Origin of the sequence: Acinetobacter terrae (genome assembly GCF_013004375.1) — a bacterium.
GTDB classification, from domain to species: domain Bacteria; phylum Pseudomonadota; class Gammaproteobacteria; order Pseudomonadales; family Moraxellaceae; genus Acinetobacter; species Acinetobacter terrae.
In genome coordinates this window covers 86,557-105,746 of record NZ_JABERI010000002.1, presented here as the reverse complement: position 1 = coordinate 105,746, position 19,190 = coordinate 86,557, and the positions used below count along the sequence as shown (strand labels likewise).

Genomic DNA, 19,190 nt, shown 5'->3' with positions numbered 1-19,190 from the left:
AGGGGCAAGAAGTTCGGTATTAGGTTAAGAATTATTTTGTGGGAAAAACACTTGTACAAAACGAGTAAATTTTTGATTTTGAGAGGCAAAAAAGCTTTGTGTCGGTGCAACTTTAATTTCAGTAAGGACTTTTAAATCATTGTCATTATGAAAAGTATTTGAACCTTGTTTGTGTTGTTGCAATGCTTTTTCAATCAGTGATGATTTTTCAGGTAAAAGACTGATTTTGGTATCTATGGCTTTAATGGCAGCTGCGTGTCCAATTTGAGCCATAAACCCTAAAGTTAGACTTAAACTCAATGCTGTTATAACCGGTGTAAATTTCATTTCCACATCCCCCTTACTGGTGCTGGAATTCTCTAGATATTGTTTTTCTATTCTAGTGATAACCATTTAAACACATAAAAAAATATAAAAGTAGAACTAGGTCACACTTTTTTACAAAATGATAAAGAACTAATTCAATGTAGTCACTTTGTATCAAACAACTATGGAGATAGCATGGAGATTGAGCGAAAGATGAAGATTTACATCGGTTTGTGAGTCTTTCAGTGGTAAAAATGCATAGAAAAGCATTTTAGTGGATATCTCTAAAACTGATTTTTAATCAATAAAACAATATAACCATATGATTGTTAAAAATATTTTAGCTTTATATAGTGCTTTAATCAATTAAGTATGAGCTTAAAGCACATGAAAAAAATAATAGCATCTACAATTCTTGCGGTATTAGGGGGAATTACTTCACATAGCTTCGCCGCAAAAGATTTTCTCAATGTGTCGTATGATCCAACGCGCGAATTTTACCAAGAATATAATCAGGCCTTTGGTGAATTCTGGAAACAGCGCACTGGACAAGAAGTGAACTTTAAACAATCACATGGTGGCTCGGGTAAGCAAGCGCGCTCAGTGATTGACGGTTTACAAGCCGATGTGGTGACCTTGGCCTTAGCCAATGATATTGAAGAAATTGTAAATGCAGGTCTAATCAATAAAAACTGGCAAAAACAGTTCCCGAATAATTCCGCACCCTATACCTCAACCGTGGTGTTTCTGGTGCGCAAAGGCAATCCTAAAAGTATTAAAGACTGGAATGATTTAACCAAGTCAGGTGTAGAAATTATCACGCCAAATCCAAAAACTGGTGGCGCGCCACGTTGGATTTATCTTTCAGCTTGGGGCTATGCGCTGAAACAACCGGGCGGTAACGATGCCAAAGCCAAAGAGTTGGTGAAAAAACTTTATCAGAACGTAAAAGTACTCGATTCAGGTGCACGCGGTTCTTTAACCACTTTTGCTGAACGCGGTATTGGTGATGTGTTGTTGTCTTGGGAGAATGAAGCCTTACTGGCAACTCAAGGTTTGGGTAAAGATAAATACCAGATTGTTTATCCTTCAATTTCAATTCTGGCAGAGCCTTCTGTGGCAATTGTCGATAAAAACGTGGATAAAGATGGCAACCGCAATTTAGCCAAAGGTTATCTCAACTATCTATATTCACCAAAAGGGCAGGATTTGGCAGCACAGTATTTCTTCCGTCCACGTAATCCGCAAATTGCAGCAAAGTATGCGGCACAATTTCCAAAAATTAAATTGTTTACCATCGGAGATGTTTTTGGTGGTTGGGCAAAAGCACAGAAAACCCACTTTGTGAATGGTGCAATTTTCGACCAAATTTATGCTGAAAAAAAGTAATTGAGTAAGGGGTTATTTAGGTGAATGAAAAGAAACGAATATTAGAAGATATTCGTTTCTTGCATATGCAAAGCATAAAAAGGTATATCATTGTGATAAAGGATTTAATTTATTATTTGTAAATAAAACAATTGTTTAAAGTAAATAGCAGTGTATGGGTTAGGTTTAAAATTGTATGCATCAATTGCGATTTATGATTTTATTTCATATATTTAGCAGTAATGAAGATAACTTGTCTGTACTGTAATGAAAACTCAATTTAAAGCGTTATTCAGTGCGGCATTGCTGGCAACCGGCATTGCTTTTACTGCAACAACTGCTCAGGCAGCTGATCGTGAATTTTTAAATGTATCTTATGATGCAACCCGTGAATTTTACGATGAATTCAATAAATCATTTGGTGCTTACTGGAAACAACGTACCGGTCATACTGTAAATTTCAAACAGTCGCACGGTGGTTCAGGTAAACAAGCGCGTTCAGTCGTGGATGGCTTAAAAGCTGATGTGGTGACCTTGGCCTTGGCCAACGATATTGAAGAAATTGTTAAATCAGGCCAAATTCAGCCGGGTTGGCAAAAAGAGTTCCCGCATAACTCTGCACCTTATACCTCTACCATCGTATTTATGGTGCGTAAAGGCAATCCAAAGCATATTAAAGACTGGTCTGACTTAACTAAACCGGGCGTACAAATTATTACCCCAAATCCAAAAACCGGCGGTTTACCACGTTGGGTATATTTATCCGCTTGGGGTTATGCACTTAAACAACCCGGTGGTAGTGATGCTACAGCCAAAGACTTTGTCGGTAAAATGTACCACAACGTAAAAGTGATGGATTCTGCTGCGCGTGCATCGATGACGACATTTGCTGAACGTGGCATTGGTGATGTGTTGTTGACTTGGGAAAATGAAGCTCTGGTGACTCAAAAGACCATGGGTAAAAACAAGTTCGATATTATCTATCCATCAATGTCAATTTTAACTGAACCTTCAGTGGCAATCGTGGATAAAAATGTCGAAAAAGATGGTAACAAGTGGTTAGCCAAAGGCTATATCAATTACTTGTATTCACCATTGGGTCAAGACATGGCAGCAAAATATTTCTACCGTCCACGTAACCCGGAAGTGTTAGCTAAATATTCTGCTCAATTCCCTAAACTTAAAACTTTCACCATTGATGAAGTATTTGGTGGCTGGGCTCAGGCACAAAAAACTCATTTTGTGAATGGTGCGACTTTTGATCAGATTTACAATACCCGTAAATAACGGATTGATTTATGATTTAAAAAGCCTCCTGACTGGGGGCTTTTTTATTTCTGATAAGATGTGTTTTTAAATAAAATTTTGAATCAAAAAATAAATTTTCTTTTCTTAATCTTTGTAGAGAACTTTATTTTAATAAAGAATCAGGATAAGTGGTGAGCTTTAAAATGATATAAAAGCACATGAAATATGAGCTAAATCTGAGTTGAATAAATTCAGAAACGGTTTTCTCTATGGAAAGTAATATTTCCCTACAAAAAGTCGTTTGGAGCTTTGTCAAAACAAGGTAATAATGTGCAGTTACATTTTTCATAGTTCTGATTGAATCCTTATGTCGCATATTTCTGTATTACTTCACGAAACTGTTGATGCCTTATTGGCAGATCGAAATACAGGGATTTATGTAGATGGTACCTTTGGCCGAGGTGGTCATACCCGTTTATTGCTTTCTAAATTAGATGAAAATGCACGTGTATATGGGTTTGATAAAGATCCACAAGCGCTGGAAACTGCGGCCATACTGGAACAAGAAGATTCACGTTTTAAAATTATTCATGCCAGTTTTGCAGACTTAAAACAAGAACTTGAAGCACGTGGTATTGGTTTGGTCGATGGCGTGATGGCAGATTTAGGGGTGTCATCTCCACAACTCGATCAGGCTGAACGTGGTTTTAGCTTTATGAAAGATGGTCCACTGGATATGCGGATGGATAATTCAAAAGGTCCAACTGCGGCTGAATGGCTGGTGAATATTGAAGAAGAAGCCTTGGCCAATGTTATTTTTAAATATGGTGAAGAACGTTATAGCCGTCGTATTGCCAAAGCCATTAAAGCTGCGGGCTATATCGAAACGACAGCACAACTTGCTGAAATTGTGAAAGTTGCCCATCCGAAATGGGAAAAAAATAAACATGCAGCAACACGAACTTTTCAGGGCATCCGTATTGCCATTAATAAAGAATTAGAAGATATTGAAGCATTCTTGCCGCAAGCAGTGGATGTGCTAAAAACTGGGGGGCGTTTAGCGGTCATTAGTTTCCACTCGCTAGAAGACCGTTTAATTAAACAATTTATTCAAAAAGAATCGACTTTAGCGGAAGATACCAGTTGGGGCATGCCACAAGAACGGGAAGATACCCGTCGATTAAAGAAAATTTCCCGAGTGCGTGCCAGTGAAGAAGAGATTAAAGCCAATTTTCGTTCACGTAGTGCATGGCTTAGAGTTGCAGAACGCTTAGCTTCGAAAGGCGAATAATGAAAACTGAAGTTGTTGAAAAGAAAACAGATAACTTGCCGATGAAAAAATTCATCAGTTATGTCGTTTTACTGGTCTTGGTCTTTTTTAGCGCAATCATGGTGGTATTTCAAGTCTTTGAATATCGTCATGATTACCGCGAATTAAGTGCCTTTAACCGGGAAAGGGATGACCTGAATGCAGAGTGGGGGCGTTTGCTCATCGAGCAGCAAACCTTCGGTGCAACAGCGCAAATTGGCACACGCGCTGTGACCCAATTGCGAATGTACTCGCCCCCTGCAGCGCAGACGGTTGTAATTTCTTTACCAATGACTTCAGAAGATAAAAAATAAGGCTAGCTGTAATATGGTGGACAAGAGAAATAAGCAAGTGCGTAAAAAACAGCAGTCTGTGACCGATAAAAACACCCTTAGCGTGGATATGTGGCGTTTTTATCTGATGTGGAGTGTGGTTTTACTCTGCTTTTTAGCTTTAGTGGGTCGTGCATTTTATGTGCAGGTCATCAACAAAGACTTTTTACAAAACAAAGCCAATGCCAACATTTTAAGAACCGAAAAAGTCAAGGCGATGCGTGGCGTGATTTATGATCGTCATGGTGTGCCCTTGGCGATTAGTACACCAGTCATGAAAGTGGTGATTGATCCGCGCGACTATTTCGAAACTAAAAAACAGTTCGATGACATTACTGCCGAACTGGCTAAAGATCCAAATAACCGTAAATTAAAACGTCAATTACCGGATAAAAACTTAAACTTGGACGAACTTGCCGATGCGGTTGGCATTGATCGTGCCGAGTTGAAAAAGAAAATGAACGAGAAACCTCGTTCACGTTATCTGGTTCTGCAAAAAGAAATTCCACCGCAGCAAGCTGAACTGATTGCCAAACGCGAGTTTCAAGCGGTTTATACCGAGAAAAACTATAAACGTTACTATCCTCAACCGCAGCCAAATGCGCAGATTATTGGCTTAACCAATAGTGAAGGGATCGGGATCGAAGGTCTGGAAATGCAGATGAATACTGCTTTATCAGGTCATGATGGCGCACAACAAGTGGTACGGGATAAAAAAGGTAATCGTTTCAAAGATCCGGAAGTGATTAAAGAAGTTGAAGCCGGAGAAAATATCACCTTAAGTATTGATTCACGTCTGCAATATATTATGTACCGTGAATTGACTGCTGCCGGAGTAGCTAATAATGCCCGTTCAGCCACTGCCATAGCAGTAGATATCAAAACAGGTGAAATTCTGGCAATGACCAGTTGGCCATCTTACAACCCGAATGATAAAAAAAGTTTAGGCAATAAAGATGCCATGCGTAACCGTGGTGCAGTGGATTCATTTGAACCGGGTTCGACCATGAAACCCTTGACTGTGGCGATGGCTCTGGAAAGTGGTAAATACACTACAAATTCAGTGGTGAATACTTCACCGGGAAGTATGCGTATTGGTAACCATACCATTCGTGATACCCATAACTATGGTGTGCTGACTTTGGGTGGCATCATCCAGAAATCATCTAACGTTGGTGTTGCTAAACTTGCATTGTCCTTGCCTTATGCCACCTTACCTACTTTTTATAAGCGTGTAGGAATGGGTCAGCGTTCAGCAGTAAAATTCCCGGGTGAAAGTGGAGGCTTAATCTTGCCACCAAGCAAATGGAATGTCTCTGAAGTGGGAACCATGGCTTATGGTTATGGCCTGAATGCGACAGTGCTGCAAATTGCTGATGCCTATGCCATGCTTGCTAATAAAGGCGTCAAGGTTCCTTTAAGTTTATATAAATTAGAGCAACCTCCGAAGGGTGAGCAAATCGTTGATGCAAAAATTGCCGATCAAGTGCTGTTGATGATGGAAACAGCGACATTGCCAGGCGGAACTGCTACACGTGCCACTATTCCGGGCTATCGTGTGGCCGGTAAAACTGGTACCGCACATAAGCTACGTGCTGACCGTAAAGGTTATTCAACCAGCGAATATCGTGCTTTATTTGCCGGTGTCGCGCCTGTGAGTGATCCGCGTTTGGCCATGATTGTCGTGGTGGAAAATCCTCAAGGCTCTTACTATGGGGGTACGGTATCCGCCCCTGTATTCGCACGCGTAATGCAAGAATCGCTACGTTTAATGAACGTGCCTTTAGATAAACCTTTAGATACTCCCAAAATCCAGTAATAGGTGATGAATGTCCATTACATTTCAAGATCTCTACACCGCTGAAAAAATCACTGGATGGATGACAAAGCCATTCAGTGGCTTTGGTTTAGATAGTCGTAAAGTTGAGCCAGGGCAAATTTTTATTGCCCTGAATAGTTTTTCTCAGCCTGAAAAAACCTTGCAGTTTGCACAGTCAGCTTTGGCAAACGGTGCCTTGGCTGTGGTCAGTGAAGCCGATTTGGGTTTGGAAAATAGTGTCGTGGTGCCAAATGTCCGTCATGTGATGGGACAATGGCAAAAGCAATATTTACAAGCGACTCAGCCCGTACAAGCCGCACGAATTCTTGCGGTTACTGGTACCAATGGTAAAACCACCATTTCACGACTTGTTGCTGAGTTATTGATGCTGCAAGGAAAAAAATGTGCAGTAATGGGAACCACGGGTAACGGAATTTTACCGAACCTTGAAGCATCTTCGCATACCACACTCGATGCATTGCATCTGCAAAATGCCTTGCATGACTATGCACAACAAGGTGCAGAATTCGCCACGATTGAAGCCAGTTCCCATGGTTTGGAACAAGGTCGTTTGAATGGCTGCGATATTGAAATTGCGGCCTATAGTAATTTAAGCCGTGATCATCTGGACTATCACGGTACGCTTGAAGCCTATGCTGAAGCCAAGTCGCGCTTATTTAAATTCCCGAGTTTAAAAGTGGCGATTATCAATATCGATGATGAGCATGCCAAAGTCATGATCGATGCTGCAAAAGCCAATCCTGCGCAACCGAAAATCCTGACCTATTCAACCACGCAAACTGCGGATTATCAGGTTGAAGATATTCAATATAGTTTGAATGGCGCAAACTTTAAATTGATCACCAAACAAGGTGAGTTTGAAGTTCAGAGTCCATTGCTTGGTCATTTTAATGTAGAAAACCTGGTGGCAAGTTTGGTGACTGCGGAACAAGCCGGTTTTGATCTTGCAACACTGATTTCAACCGTAGCGCAATTGAAAGGTGCACCGGGGCGTATGCAGGTAATCCGTGATGCCGACCGGTTATTTGTGGTGGATTATGCCCATACTCCTGATGCCTTAATTCAGGTGCTGAAAACCTTAAAACGTCATGTATCCAATCAGTTATGGGCTGTGTTTGGTTGTGGTGGCGATCGTGATCGTGGCAAACGTCCACTGATGACTCAAGCGGCACTCAATGGTGCTGATATTGCGTTGATTACCTCAGATAATCCACGTACCGAAAATCCAGAACAAATCTTTGCTGACATGAAAGCGGGTATCGATTTTTCAGTCCATGCGGTGCATGAAATTCATGACCGCCGTGAAGCGATTAAATTTGCCGTGCAAAAAGCCCAGGCAGGCGATATTGTAGTCATTGCCGGTAAAGGTCATGAAAATTATCAAGAAATTGACGGCGTGCGTCATTGGTTTGACGATGTGGTCGAAGTGCAATCGGCCATCGATACCCAGCATCACACCCCAGATTCAGCTTATCCGGCTCAATAGGAAACAACAATGCATACATCGACTACCAGTACAGTGCCTTTAGAGCCGTGGACAGCTGAGCAGCTTGCGGATACCACTCAAGGTTACTGGTTGAATGAGAAAGTGCCTCAAGGCAACATTAAACGGATTTTGACAGATTCACGTGATGCTGAAAAAGCCGATGCTTTTTTAGCGCTGCAAGGTGAACGCTTTGATGCACATGATTTTGTTGCTCAAGTTGCGGAAAATGGTTGTGAAATTGCCATTGTCAGTCATCCGGTGGATGCAGATATTTGTCAACTCGTGGTTGAAGACACGCGTTTAGCCCTTGGTCATTTGGGGGCTTATCGCCGCGCACAAAACTCACAAGTGAAAGTGATTGCACTGACCGGCAGTAGCGGTAAAACCACCACCAAAGAAATGCTCGGTAGTATTTTATCGCGCTTGGCACCCACGTTGATTACTCGTGGAAACTTAAATAATGATTTGGGTGTGCCGGTGATGTTGTTAGAGCTTCGAGCTGAACATCAATATGCGGTGATGGAACTCGGTGCGAGTCATCAGGGTGAAATTGATTACACTTCAAATCTGGTTCAACCGCATGTGGCAGGGATCATTAATATTGGTACTGCGCATTTGGGTGAATTTGGCGGACGCGATGGCATCCGCCGGGCTAAAGCTGAAATTTATGCACATATTGCCAAAACCGGTACCTCGATTGTTCCTGCTGCAGATGATTTCGCAGAACCAATTCGTCAAGCTGTACAAACCGAACAGGTATTAAGCTTTGGTGAAAATGGTGATGTTTTTGCCACAGAAATTGAATTGCATCCGCAATCATCTACATTCACATTAAACACATCGCAAGGTGTTCGTCAGGTGAATCTGCCGTTTGCTGGTGAACATAATGTTCAAAACGCCACTGCCGCGGCTGCTTTTGCACTCGCGATTGGTGTTGCTCTGGATGATATTGTGACAGGTTTAGAGCAGGCGACCGGTGCCAAAGGTCGCTTGAATTTTATTCCCGCTAAAAACCATTTATTTATTGATGATACTTACAATGCCAATCCAACCTCGATGCGTGCAGCAGCTGAAGTGCTTGCTCAGCAAGATGGGGTGAAAGTGATGGTGATCGGTGATATTGGTGAGTTGGGGGCAAGTGCGGCACAACAACACTATATGTTGGGTCGGGATCTGGTTGCGACCGGTGTCAATTTTGTGGTGGCTGTGGGTGAGTTTTCACCTGCCACTCAAGAAGGCGCGCGCAGTACCCAATATGGTAAAAAAATGCAGGCTTTCCTGACCCAGGAGCAAGCTTTGCCTTTCTTACTGAGTCTAATTGAAACACATCAACCTCAATCCATGAGTTTCCTGTTCAAAGGTTCTCGTTATACCCATATGGAAACATTGATGGCTGATTTGATGGAGAAACTTTAATGCTGTTATGGCTATTTGAACAACTGGCGGGCTACAACAGCTCGTTCCAGGTGGTTCGTTATTTAACATTACGTGCTTTGCTCAGTGTCTTAACCGCATTGACCATTGGACTGGTCTTGGGTCCGGTGATGATCCGTAAGCTACAAGCACTCAAATATGGCCAAGCAGTCAGTTCGTTTGCTCCTGAAGGTCATGCCAAGAAAATGGGTACTCCAACCATGGGGGGGGTATTGATCCTACTTTCGATTGGTATTTCAACCTTGCTTTGGGCTGATTTATCTAATCCCTATGTCTGGATTGTACTTGCGGTGATGGTGATCTTCGGTGCTGTAGGCTGGGCAGATGACTGGATTAAAGTCCGTTATAAAGACAATGCCGGCTTGCCTGCGAAGAAAAAATTCTTCTGGACTTCTGTCGGATCGTTAGGTGCAGGTATTGCGTTGTATGTGATTGCGACTCAACAGGCCAATCCTGTGCATACTGCGAATATGCTTGATCTGTTGATTCCATTCTTTAAAAACATCAGTATTCCTTTTTCAGCCATTCCACTGGGTATTGGTTTTATTATCTTTACTTATCTGGTGATTAACGGTGCATCGAATGCCGTTAACTTGACTGATGGTCTGGATGGTTTGGCGATTATGCCAATCGTCCTTGTTGCAGCAGGTTTGGGTGTATTTGCTTACCTTGCTGGTGATGTGCGTTTTGCCAATTATCTGCACATGCCTTATGTGAAATATTCATCTGAACTCGTGGTGATCTGCGCTGCAATGATTGGTGCGGGCTTGGCCTTCCTTTGGTATAACGCACATCCAGCTCAAGTATTCATGGGTGATGTCGGTGCATTATCTTTGGGGGCGATGCTGGGGACGATTGCAGTGATGGTTCGTCAGGAAATCGTTTTTGCGATTATGGGCGGTGTGTTTGTGGTCGAAGCTATTTCTGTATTCCTGCAAATTGGTTCACTGCGTATGCGTAACAAACGTGTATTCCTGATGGCACCTTTACATCACCATTACGAGAAAAAAGGCTGGCGTGAAACCCAGGTGGTGATTCGTTTCTGGATTATCACGATTATGCTGGTAGTTTTAGGCTTAATGACCTTAAAATTGCGTTAAGCAAATATTCGAAAAAGCCGGCATTTGCTCCCACATCTGCCGGCTTTTTTAACGCCTGATTTCAGGCACTGGAGAAAAATATGAATCTGCTGATGTGTCCTGTATGTCATGAAGCACTGAAACTGACCGAGAAAACATGGCACTGCACTAATAACCACAGTTATGACGTGGCAAAACAGGGTTATGTCAATTTGCATGTGGTACAGCATAAACACAGTAAAAACCCGGGTGATACTGTGGAATCGGTACAGGCGCGCCGTGCATTTTTAAGTGCTGGGTTCTATGCACCTTTGCAAAAAGCAGTGGTCGAAAAAATTCGTGAATTAAGTATTGAAAACCTGCTCGATATTGGCTGTGGTGAAGGCTATTACACTAATGCCATGCAAGCTGAAGTGCTGCAATGTGTGGGTGTGGATATTGCTAAAAATGCAGTACAGGTTGCGGCTAAGTTGAATAAAAAAGTGACCTGGGTGGTGGGAACAGGGGCAACCTTACCAGTACTGGATGCTTCGATTGACTTGTGTACCAGTTTGTTTAGTCCTATTCCAAAGCAGGAAATATTACGTGTACTTAAGCCTCATGCATATTTAATGGTCGTGACACCTGCGACTGAACACTTGTATGCGATGCGAGAGGCATTGTTTGAAGAAGTAACCCCCCATGAACCGCATAAGTTTGTTGATCAATTGGCAGATGCCTTTGAATTGGTAGAGGAAAGTGTTGTTGATGCGCCTTTTACTGTGCAACAGGCGGACTTGAAAAACCTGATTGCGATGACGCCGTATGCTTATAAAGCCAAGCCAGAACGTCGTCAGGCGCTAGAGCAGAATGAGCAATTCGAATTGAAAGGGCAGTTCCAAATTTATTTGTTTAAAAAGAAATAAGCCAAATAAAAAGCCCTCATTTGAGGGCTTTTTATGACTTTATTCAAATACATCAATTAAACGTTCAAGTGCATCTGGTTTATTATTTTGGTTTTGCGTATTTGAAGAGTCCGCATTATCTGGAGCTTGTATTTCTTCTCCAGGCAGGTCATCAAAGTCACGTTCAGGTGCACGTGTTGGGGCAACAGGTGCTGGACGATACAATGGGCGAGCCAATGGTGGAGAAGAGCGATCCTCTCTGACAGGTTCACCAATAGTTACAGTCTGGGTGTGGTTGGTCGGTGCTTTAGCATTTTTATCGAAATGAACCCATGCCGCTGGCGTGCCTTTTAAGGCATTACCCATAAAATTGGTCCAGATCGGTAAAGCTGCAACACCACCATATTCACGACGACCGAGTGTGGTGGGTTGGTCGAAACCGACCCATGCCACAGTCACTAGCTTGCCATTGAATCCGGCAAACCAGGCATCTTTAGCATCATTGGTGGTACCTGTTTTACCGCCAATATCGCCACGACCAATTTTAAGTGCTGCACGACCTGTACCCTGTTGAATTACATCACGCAGAATGTTGGCCATATCATAAGCAGAGCTGGATTTTAAAATCCGCTGTGCTTGGCGATATTGACTTTTTGACTCATCTAATTGCAGTTGCGCCAGTTCTTTTTCTGCTTGCAAGGTTTGATTGGTGACTTCAATCACTTCGTCATCTGGAGTCACTGGTTCAGCTGATTCCAGTTCTGCATCATTTTGATTGATACAAGAAATACATGCGTATTCTGGATTGCTTTGGTAAATGACTTTGCCATAAGCATCTTCAATACGATCAATAAAATGTGGTTGAATGCGGTAACCACCATTGGCAAAGGTTGCATAACCGGTTGCCATTTGAATTGGGAGAACTTGTGGTGTACCTAGAGCAATGGTGTAGTTACGCGGGATTTGATCTTCGTGTAGACCAAAATCCATGAATAATTGTCGCGTACGTTCAATCCCGACAGTTTGTAACAATCGCACAGAAACGGTATTTCGTGATAAGTACAAGGCACGACGTAAAGGAATCATTCCTAAATAACGACCATCCGAGTTCTTCGGTGACCATTTGCCAATCGTAATGGGGCTGTCATTGACCATGCTATAAGGCGTCATGCCACGTTCGAGGGCCAAAGCATAAACAAACGGTTTAATGGTTGAACCCGGTTGGCGCCAGCCTTGTAGCGCACGATTAAATTTAGATTGATAAAAATTATATCCCCCAACAACGGCTTCAATGGCACCGTTGTTTGGGTTGATTGCAATCAGTTGACCTTGAGCCTTGGGGATTTGAACAAGCGCCCATGAGGTTTTGTTGTCATTGGGACGTAATCGAATAATATCTTTAACTTTAACAATTTGAGAAGCTTGACGTGGAGCAGGGCCGACACTGTTGGCATTTCTATAAGGATAAGCCCAAGACATCCCTGACCAAGGCACAGTCACGGTAGAGCCATCTTGCATCAGTGCATCAAAGGAATTGCTATTTACTTTAATAACTTTTGCGGGATAAGTGTTTGCATAAGCACTGAATTCAGTAAGTGGTTTGTCGTTTGCTTCAGCACCGCGCCAACCATGGCGACGGTCGTAAGCCTCTAAACCTTCTTGCACCGCCTGTTCTGCATAGGCTTGGCGTTTGCTATCGACAGTTGTATAAACTTTATAACCAGAATCAATGGCTTGTTCACCAAATTTTTCAACCAGTTCCGAGCGTACCATTTCCCCGACATATGGGAATTTATTGTTAATACCTCGGTCTGGCATATCGAGGTTGACGGGTTCAGCAATGGCTTTTTGATACTGTGACTGGTTGATATAACCCAATTGCAGCATACGTCCAAGAATCCAGTTTCGACGTTCCAACGCGCGTGTTGGGTTGACTACAGGATTATATTTAGATGGTGCTTTCGGCAGACCAGAAATCATCGCCATTTGAGCAATACTCAGCTGATCCAGATTTTTGTTGTAATAAATTTTCGCTGCTGCAGCAATACCGTAGGCATTTTTTCCCAAGAAAATCTTATTCACATAGAGAGTTAGAATTTCTTCTTTGGTTAGATTCTGTTCTATTTTACGCGCAAGGAAAATTTCAGTCAGTTTGCGTTTGAGGGTACGTTCAGGGCTTAAATAATAATTTTTTGCCACCTGCATGGTGATGGTTGAACCACCGGTTTGCACATTTGATCCCGTGATGGTTTCACTGACCGCTCGTCCTAAGCCTTTAAAGCTAATACCGCTATGCTCAAAGAAGGATGAATCCTCCGCTGCAAGGAAGGCAGAGATAAATGGTTTTGGAATTTGTTTGTATTCTACAGGGACAGATAACTTGCCACCATACTCTGCAATAAGCTCATTATCAGCACTATACACCTGCAAAGGTTTTAATAACGGCGCCTTTTTTAAAGTGGTCATTTTAGGTAAAGATGGGGCAATATAGAGATACATGCCATAGAATCCCATCGGAATTGCGACCAAGGCTATAATTATGATCAAAAAAAATGGATGAACATGGCCCGAACGAGATAGCTTTTTCATAACAAGTAAGTTTTAATAAGAGCTAATGGCAAACTAATTGGCGGTCAGTATAGCCTTTACACATACAGATTGTTAGATGCGTTATTGTATCTGTATAAAATTATAGACCAACACTGATTAGTAGGTTACTTTTATTGGGGATAAAAAAATAATAGGAATTATATAGTGCTCAGGTTATATCGTAAGCCGAATAAGGGGTTAATTGGAGTAGATATTAGTTCTACTTCTGTTAAGTTGTTAGAACTTTCTGTTAAAAGCGGTAACAGGTATTGGGTTGAAAGCTATGCGCTGGTGCCTTTACCTGAAGGTAGTGTTGTCGAAAAAAATATATTGAATCCAGAGGCGGTAGGGGATGCATTAGAGCGAGCACTCAATCTGGCAAATACCCAATCCACAGCCGTAGCACTTGCAATTCCGACTTCAATGGTGATTACCAAAACGATTGAGATGGATGCGGATATGACGGACGATGAACGTGAAGTTCAAATTCGTATGGATGCTGAGCAATATATTCCTTTCCCATTAGATGAAGCGAGTCTTGATTTTGAGGTGTTGCCGGAGCGTTTGGCAAACCCGAATCGGGTGAATGTGCTTTTGGTTGCGACCCGTGTTGAAAATGTAGAAGCGCGTTCTGAAGTCTTAGAGCTTGCTGGCTTAACACCAAAAACTGCTGATGTTGAAAGTTTTGCTATCGAAAATGCATATCAAGTGTTTTCCGATACTTTACCTATGGGTGTGAATACTGTAGGTATTTTAGATATTGGTCATACCATGACGACCTTATCTGTGATGCAAAACAATAAGGTGATTTATACGCGTGAGCAGGTGTTTGGTGGGAAGCAGCTCACTCAAGAAATTCAAAATCGCTATGGTCTGTCTTTTGAAGAAGCCGGCCGTGCAAAGAAAAGTCGTTCATTACCTGATGATTATGATGTTGAAGTTTTAGAACCTTTCTTGGAAGCAGTGGTTCAACAAGCAGCAAGATCATTACAGTTCTTTTTCTCATCTTCACAATTTAATGAGATCGATCATATTTTATTGGCAGGAGGTAATGCCAATATTCCGGGGCTCGCGAAGCTACTCCAACAAAAACTTGGTTATCGTGTGACTATTGCCAACCCATTTTTACAAATGGGCTTTTCTCCACAAATTGATATTAAAAAGATAGAGAATGATGCTTCCTCACTCATGGTGGCATGTGGTTTGGCATTGAGGAGTTTTGATTAATGGCGAGAATTAACCTGCTCCCTTGGCGTGATGAGCTAAGAGAGAAACGAAAAAAAGAATTTATTACAATTTGTATTGGGGTGGCATTAATCGGGGCTTTAGCGGTCGCATTGGCATGGTTTTACTATGACCATAAACTTGAAGATCAAGAGCAAGCGAATCAACTGATTACCAGTACCAATCAAAACCTTGATGTGCAATTGAAATCCCTAGAAGGTTTGGAAGCGCAGCGTAATGCCATTGTTGAGCGCATGAAGTTGATTCAAGGGTTGCAAGGACAACGCCCGATTGCGGTTCGCCTGATTGATGAAATGGTACGCGTTACGCCAAGTAATTTGTACATTACCAAATTTGTCCGTACAGGGGATAAATTTACCATTGAAGGTAAAGCGGAAAGCCCGAACACGGTTGCAGAGTTCTTGCGTAGTTTGGAAGCATCAGCCTGGTATAGAAACGCATTTATGAATTCTTTTTTAGCTGTTGAAGAGAAGAAAGATAAGGCGCCTAGTTCTGTAGTTCCACGTGTTGAAGAAGGTTATGGTTCATTCGTCATTACTGCTGACTTGGATGAAATTGCACAACCTACTACACCCGAAGCAGCACAAAATACAGCTAATTCAACAGTGGGGGCAGCACAATGAGTCTCGATGAATTTGATGAATTAAATCCAAATGAAGGTGTTGCTACACACAAAAAGAAGATGACCTTAGATAAGTTTCTTCAGCAGTTCAATACCTTGGATATGAATAACTATGGGAGCTGGCCATTATCGGTTAAAATCACTTGTTGGATTTTAATTATGATGATGATTGGTATTCTGGGTTATTTTGCGCTGATTAAAGGTCAAATAGACGCAATTTCCAATGCCAGTGCTCAAGAGCAAAATTTACTCAATGAATTTCGTGAAAAAGATTCCAAGCTGCGTAATTTGCAACAGTTGCAAGCGCAGTTACAAGAAATGGAAGCGAATTTTAATCAGCAACTGGAACAATTGCCTAAAGAAACTGAAATTCCCGGATTGGTTGAAGATATCAACGTCAGTGGCGTGAATTCTGGTCTGAAATTTAAAAATATTCGTTTGGAAAATGAAATTAAGCAAGAGTTCTTTATTGAGCAGCCCATTTCTATGGAAGCAACCGGTGATTATCATGCCTTTGGTTCTTTTGTCAGTGGTATTGCAGCACTTCCGCGTATTGTCACTTTGCATGATTTTGATATCACGGGTACGGAAAATAAAGAGAAAAAAACCGATATTCCTCAAATTACCTATAACGTGAAAGCCAAAACCTATCGTTATATCGGTGCTACGGATACTCAAGCAGCAGATGCGAATGCAACTGCTACAGCTGGGGGGGCACAGTAATGAAAATAGAAAAAATGACTTTAAGCCTGGTATTAGGCTTGTTATTGGTAGGGTGTGATTCTCGTATTGATGCGGTCAACGAGCAAATGGCAAGTATTCGTAATCAAGCGCCATTGCCTATCGAACCGGCACCGGTTTTCCCACCTGTGCCAACATTTGACTATGCAGCCCATCAACTGAAAAGCCCTTTTTTACCGAGTTCACTCGCGGCTGAATTGAGAATTATGGCAGGAAAACGTGTCTATCCTAACTTGTCACGTCAACTGCAACCTTTAGAAAGTTATGCCATCGAATCCTTGAATATGAAGGGAAGTATGCGTAGTCAGTCTGGGCAGATCCTGGCATTAATTCAAACCCCAGATGGCGAAATAGAGCGCGTACAACGTGGTAGCTACATGGGTGTGAATCATGGCCGTGTGGTGAATATCACGCCAACACAAATCGATCTCGTGGAAATTATTCCAGATGGACGGGAAGGATATGTAGAGCGTCCAAGAAGTCTGATATTAATTGGACCAGCGCCTTAAGTTTAAAGGAATAAAAATGAATAACAGTTTGAAAGATTTTATATTTGGGGATGGCAATACAATGAACCATTTGTTCCGTCAATTTTCTATGGGTGCTGTTGCAATCGCAGTAATGCAAGTTGCCAATGCACAAGTCAGTATTACCAATATTGTGCCTATGCAAGTTGCAGGTCAGGGTACAGAAATCCGTGTCATGTTTAACGGCTTGCCTCCACAGCCGCAAGCCTATCAATTAGAACAGCCATCACGTCTGATTCTGGATTTTGATAAAGCACAGCAAAATTTAAAGCAAAATAGCATTGCAGTTGCCACCAAAGAAGCCAGTTCTGTTGATGTAAGTTCTGATGCACAACGTTCACGTTTAACGGTGAATTTAGCGGATGCCGGTGCCTTTACCACACGCGTAGAAGGCAATACTTTTATTTTAAAAATTAATTCTGCTGCGGGTAATGCATTTGCACCTCAGCAGGTAGTTGCGCAAAGATCTACCCAAGGAATTTCCAATATTGGTTTTCAGCGTGGTGGTCAGGGTGAAGGGCAGGTTGTTATTGATTTGCTTGGCACAAACACACAGATTGATGTGCAGCAGCAAGGCAGTAAAGTTGTCGTACGAACTTTAGGCAGTAAAGTTCCTGCACACTTGGCTCGTCGTTTAAATGTAAATGATTTTGCAACGCCAGTTTCTACGATTGATGCAAATAATAATGGTGGAAATGGTGTAATTACCATTCAGACTTCTGGCAGCTATGAATATATGGCATATCAGGCGGACAATAAGCTTACCATCAGTTTAAAACGACCTGAAGATAAAAATCCGCTTAAACCGAAAGCAGCGAATAGTTATACCGGTAAAAAGATTTCTCTAGATTTTCAGGATATTGAAGTACGTCGTGTGCTTCAATTATTGGCAGACTTCACTGAAATCAATATGGTGACTGCTGATACGGTACAAGGCAATATTACTTTACGCTTAAAGGATGTACCTTGGGATCAGGCATTAGATATTATTCTAAAAACCAAGAATTTAGATAAACGCCGTAATGGTAATGTAATCTGGATTGCACCTGTTTCGGAATTAATTAAAGCAGAAGAAGAGCAGGCGAAGGCGATAGAGCAAAGTGTAAAATTGGCGCCAATACAGACAGAGTATATGCAATTAAGCTATGCAAAGGTTGCTGATATTGAAAAACTGATTACACAAACGAAATCTTCAAGTAATGGTAATTCTGGGAATAGTAGTAACAATAATAATTCTAGTGAAAGTTTATTAAGCTCACGTGGAACGATATCCGCTGATGCACGTACCAATACACTGATTATTAATGATACGGCACAGAATATTGATAAAGTCCGAAAAATGGTCGACTTGCTAGACATTCCAGTTAAACAAGTGATGGTTGAAGCCCGTATTGTTCGTGCTTCAACAGAGTTTAGTAAAGAGATGGGTGTGAAGTGGGGTATCTTGTCGCAAGGGATTACTCAGAATAATGATTTGTTGGTCGGTGGTAGTGATACTACTTTGTGGGATTTAAAAACACCTGATGATGACGGTAAATATACGATTCAACGTCCACAGAACTTAAATGTGGATTTAGGCGTAACTAGTCAAGGTGCAAGCCGTATTGCCTTTGGTTTAATCAGCTTATCTGACTTTATGCTGGATTTAGAACTTTCTGCATTACAAGCAGATGGTTATGGTGAGGTGATTTCAACACCTAAAGTCCTCACTGCAGACAAACAAATGGCTAAAGTTTCATCAGGTACACAGATTCCATACCAATCCTCAGAAGGTGGTGGCGCAAATGCAGTTTCAACCACTGAATTCATTGATGCTGTACTTAGCTTGGATGTAACACCAAGTATTACACCTGATGGCAAAGTTCAGATGCTACTCAACATCACCAGCGATACTCCAGGAAATCCGACACCGACCGGTCAATTGACGATTAATAAAAATCAAATCAATACCAATGTCCTGGTAGATAATGGAGAGACTGTGGTGCTCGGTGGTATTTTTGAACAAGAAACACGTAATGCTCAAACTAAGGTACCATTCTTAGGGGATCTTCCTTACGTAGGTCGTTTATTCCGTAAAGATATCAAGTCTGATAATAAGCGAGAGCTATTGATTTTTGTTACACCACGAATTGTTAATGACAGTGTTTCAAGAAATCATTAATATATTTTGAATTTAACAA

At 41.8% G+C, this 19,190-nt stretch carries 16 protein-coding genes; 14 read left to right on the top strand and 2 right to left on the bottom strand.

Going from position 1 to position 19,190, the window contains the following annotated elements:
- Positions 1-24: 24 nt before the first annotated feature.
- Positions 25-327 (bottom strand): hypothetical protein, encoded by a 303-nt coding sequence (locus HLH14_RS02285; protein WP_067726854.1) that lies wholly within the window; start codon positions 325-327, stop codon positions 25-27.
- 351 nt (positions 328-678) lie between these two features.
- Between HLH14_RS02285 and HLH14_RS02280 the strand changes: the two genes are divergently transcribed.
- From HLH14_RS02280 to HLH14_RS02240, 9 genes are all read left to right on the top strand, one after another.
- Positions 679-1,695: a sulfate ABC transporter substrate-binding protein gene (locus tag HLH14_RS02280; RefSeq protein ID WP_268916038.1), complete on the top strand. Its 1,017-nt coding sequence runs from the start codon at positions 679-681 to the stop codon at positions 1,693-1,695.
- Between the two features lie 246 nt (positions 1,696-1,941).
- Positions 1,942-2,961, top strand: a complete 1,020-nt coding sequence (locus HLH14_RS02275) for a sulfate ABC transporter substrate-binding protein (RefSeq protein WP_171532578.1) — start codon at positions 1,942-1,944, stop codon at positions 2,959-2,961.
- A gap of 328 nt (positions 2,962-3,289) precedes the next feature.
- Positions 3,290-4,213: a 16S rRNA (cytosine(1402)-N(4))-methyltransferase RsmH gene (gene rsmH, locus HLH14_RS02270; protein WP_131270819.1), complete on the top strand. Its 924-nt coding sequence runs from the start codon at positions 3,290-3,292 to the stop codon at positions 4,211-4,213.
- Positions 4,213-4,545, top strand: coding sequence for a cell division protein FtsL (gene ftsL, locus HLH14_RS02265; RefSeq protein WP_067726846.1), 333 nt, complete (start codon positions 4,213-4,215; stop codon positions 4,543-4,545). The genes rsmH and ftsL overlap by 1 nt, the downstream gene beginning before the upstream one ends.
- A 13-nt stretch (positions 4,546-4,558) precedes the next feature.
- Positions 4,559-6,382: a penicillin-binding protein PBP3 gene (gene ftsI, locus HLH14_RS02260; protein WP_067726844.1), complete on the top strand. Its 1,824-nt coding sequence runs from the start codon at positions 4,559-4,561 to the stop codon at positions 6,380-6,382.
- A gap of 10 nt (positions 6,383-6,392) precedes the next feature.
- Positions 6,393-7,889, top strand: a complete 1,497-nt coding sequence (locus HLH14_RS02255; RefSeq protein WP_171532577.1) for a UDP-N-acetylmuramoyl-L-alanyl-D-glutamate--2,6-diaminopimelate ligase — start codon at positions 6,393-6,395, stop codon at positions 7,887-7,889.
- 9 nt (positions 7,890-7,898) lie between these two features.
- Positions 7,899-9,305, top strand: coding sequence for a UDP-N-acetylmuramoyl-tripeptide--D-alanyl-D-alanine ligase (locus HLH14_RS02250; RefSeq protein WP_171532576.1), 1,407 nt, complete (start codon positions 7,899-7,901; stop codon positions 9,303-9,305).
- Positions 9,305-10,423: a phospho-N-acetylmuramoyl-pentapeptide-transferase gene (gene mraY / locus HLH14_RS02245; RefSeq protein WP_067726838.1), complete on the top strand. Its 1,119-nt coding sequence runs from the start codon at positions 9,305-9,307 to the stop codon at positions 10,421-10,423. Before HLH14_RS02250 ends, mraY begins: the two co-directional genes overlap by 1 nt.
- Positions 10,424-10,503: 80 nt before the next feature.
- A complete protein-coding gene (locus tag HLH14_RS02240) occupies positions 10,504-11,307 on the top strand; it encodes a putative RNA methyltransferase (protein WP_171532575.1) in 804 nt (267 codons plus the stop codon).
- A 39-nt stretch (positions 11,308-11,346) separates the two neighbouring features.
- On the opposite strand, the gene ponA is transcribed toward HLH14_RS02240, so the two are convergent.
- Positions 11,347-13,875, bottom strand: a complete 2,529-nt coding sequence (gene ponA / locus HLH14_RS02235) for a penicillin-binding protein PBP1a (RefSeq protein WP_171532574.1) — start codon at positions 13,873-13,875, stop codon at positions 11,347-11,349.
- 165 nt (positions 13,876-14,040) lie between these two features.
- Here ponA and HLH14_RS02230 point away from each other — a divergent pair, with 165 nt between their 5' ends.
- The 5 genes from HLH14_RS02230 (at position 14,041) to pilQ (ending at position 19,171) form a co-directional block, all read left to right on the top strand.
- Positions 14,041-15,102, top strand: a complete 1,062-nt coding sequence (locus tag HLH14_RS02230; protein ID WP_328703807.1) for a pilus assembly protein PilM — start codon at positions 14,041-14,043, stop codon at positions 15,100-15,102.
- The gene (locus HLH14_RS02225; RefSeq protein WP_086194195.1) at positions 15,102-15,743 is read left to right on the top strand and encodes a PilN domain-containing protein; all 642 of its coding nucleotides are present in this window, start codon (positions 15,102-15,104) and stop codon (positions 15,741-15,743) included. The genes HLH14_RS02230 and HLH14_RS02225 overlap by 1 nt, the downstream gene beginning before the upstream one ends.
- Positions 15,740-16,465, top strand: a complete 726-nt coding sequence (locus tag HLH14_RS02220; RefSeq protein ID WP_171532573.1) for a type IV pilus inner membrane component PilO — start codon at positions 15,740-15,742, stop codon at positions 16,463-16,465. The genes HLH14_RS02225 and HLH14_RS02220 overlap by 4 nt, the downstream gene beginning before the upstream one ends.
- A complete protein-coding gene (locus HLH14_RS02215) occupies positions 16,465-16,992 on the top strand; it encodes a pilus assembly protein PilP (protein WP_067726826.1) in 528 nt (175 codons plus the stop codon). The genes HLH14_RS02220 and HLH14_RS02215 overlap by 1 nt, the downstream gene beginning before the upstream one ends.
- Positions 16,993-17,053: 61 nt before the next feature.
- On the top strand, positions 17,054-19,171 hold the full coding sequence (gene pilQ, locus HLH14_RS02210) for a type IV pilus secretin PilQ family protein (protein ID WP_171532603.1): 2,118 nt from the start codon (positions 17,054-17,056) through the stop codon (positions 19,169-19,171).
- Positions 19,172-19,190: the final 19 nt, after the last annotated feature.

Excerpts from the sequence above, each read along its gene's own strand:
- ponA (WP_171532574.1), bottom strand. The coding sequence starts at position 13,875 with ATGAAAAAGCTATCTCGTTCGGGCCATGTTCATCCATTTTTTTTGATC.
- HLH14_RS02220 (WP_171532573.1), top strand. The coding sequence starts at position 15,740 with ATGAGTCTCGATGAATTTGATGAATTAAATCCAAATGAAGGTGTTGCT.
- HLH14_RS02240 (WP_171532575.1), top strand. The coding sequence starts at position 10,504 with ATGAATCTGCTGATGTGTCCTGTATGTCATGAAGCACTGAAACTGACC.
- pilQ (WP_171532603.1), top strand. The coding sequence starts at position 17,054 with ATGAACCATTTGTTCCGTCAATTTTCTATGGGTGCTGTTGCAATCGCA.
- mraY (WP_067726838.1), top strand. The coding sequence starts at position 9,305 with ATGCTGTTATGGCTATTTGAACAACTGGCGGGCTACAACAGCTCGTTC.
- HLH14_RS02280 (WP_268916038.1), top strand. The coding sequence starts at position 679 with ATGAGCTTAAAGCACATGAAAAAAATAATAGCATCTACAATTCTTGCG.
- HLH14_RS02250 (WP_171532576.1), top strand. The coding sequence starts at position 7,899 with ATGCATACATCGACTACCAGTACAGTGCCTTTAGAGCCGTGGACAGCT.
- HLH14_RS02285 (WP_067726854.1), bottom strand. The coding sequence starts at position 327 with ATGAAATTTACACCGGTTATAACAGCATTGAGTTTAAGTCTAACTTTA.
- HLH14_RS02225 (WP_086194195.1), top strand. The coding sequence starts at position 15,102 with ATGGCGAGAATTAACCTGCTCCCTTGGCGTGATGAGCTAAGAGAGAAA.
- HLH14_RS02255 (WP_171532577.1), top strand. The coding sequence starts at position 6,393 with ATGTCCATTACATTTCAAGATCTCTACACCGCTGAAAAAATCACTGGA.
- HLH14_RS02275 (WP_171532578.1), top strand. The coding sequence starts at position 1,942 with ATGAAAACTCAATTTAAAGCGTTATTCAGTGCGGCATTGCTGGCAACC.
- rsmH (WP_131270819.1), top strand. The coding sequence starts at position 3,290 with ATGTCGCATATTTCTGTATTACTTCACGAAACTGTTGATGCCTTATTG.
- ftsL (WP_067726846.1), top strand. The coding sequence starts at position 4,213 with ATGAAAACTGAAGTTGTTGAAAAGAAAACAGATAACTTGCCGATGAAA.
- ftsI (WP_067726844.1), top strand. The coding sequence starts at position 4,559 with ATGGTGGACAAGAGAAATAAGCAAGTGCGTAAAAAACAGCAGTCTGTG.
- HLH14_RS02215 (WP_067726826.1), top strand. The coding sequence starts at position 16,465 with ATGAAAATAGAAAAAATGACTTTAAGCCTGGTATTAGGCTTGTTATTG.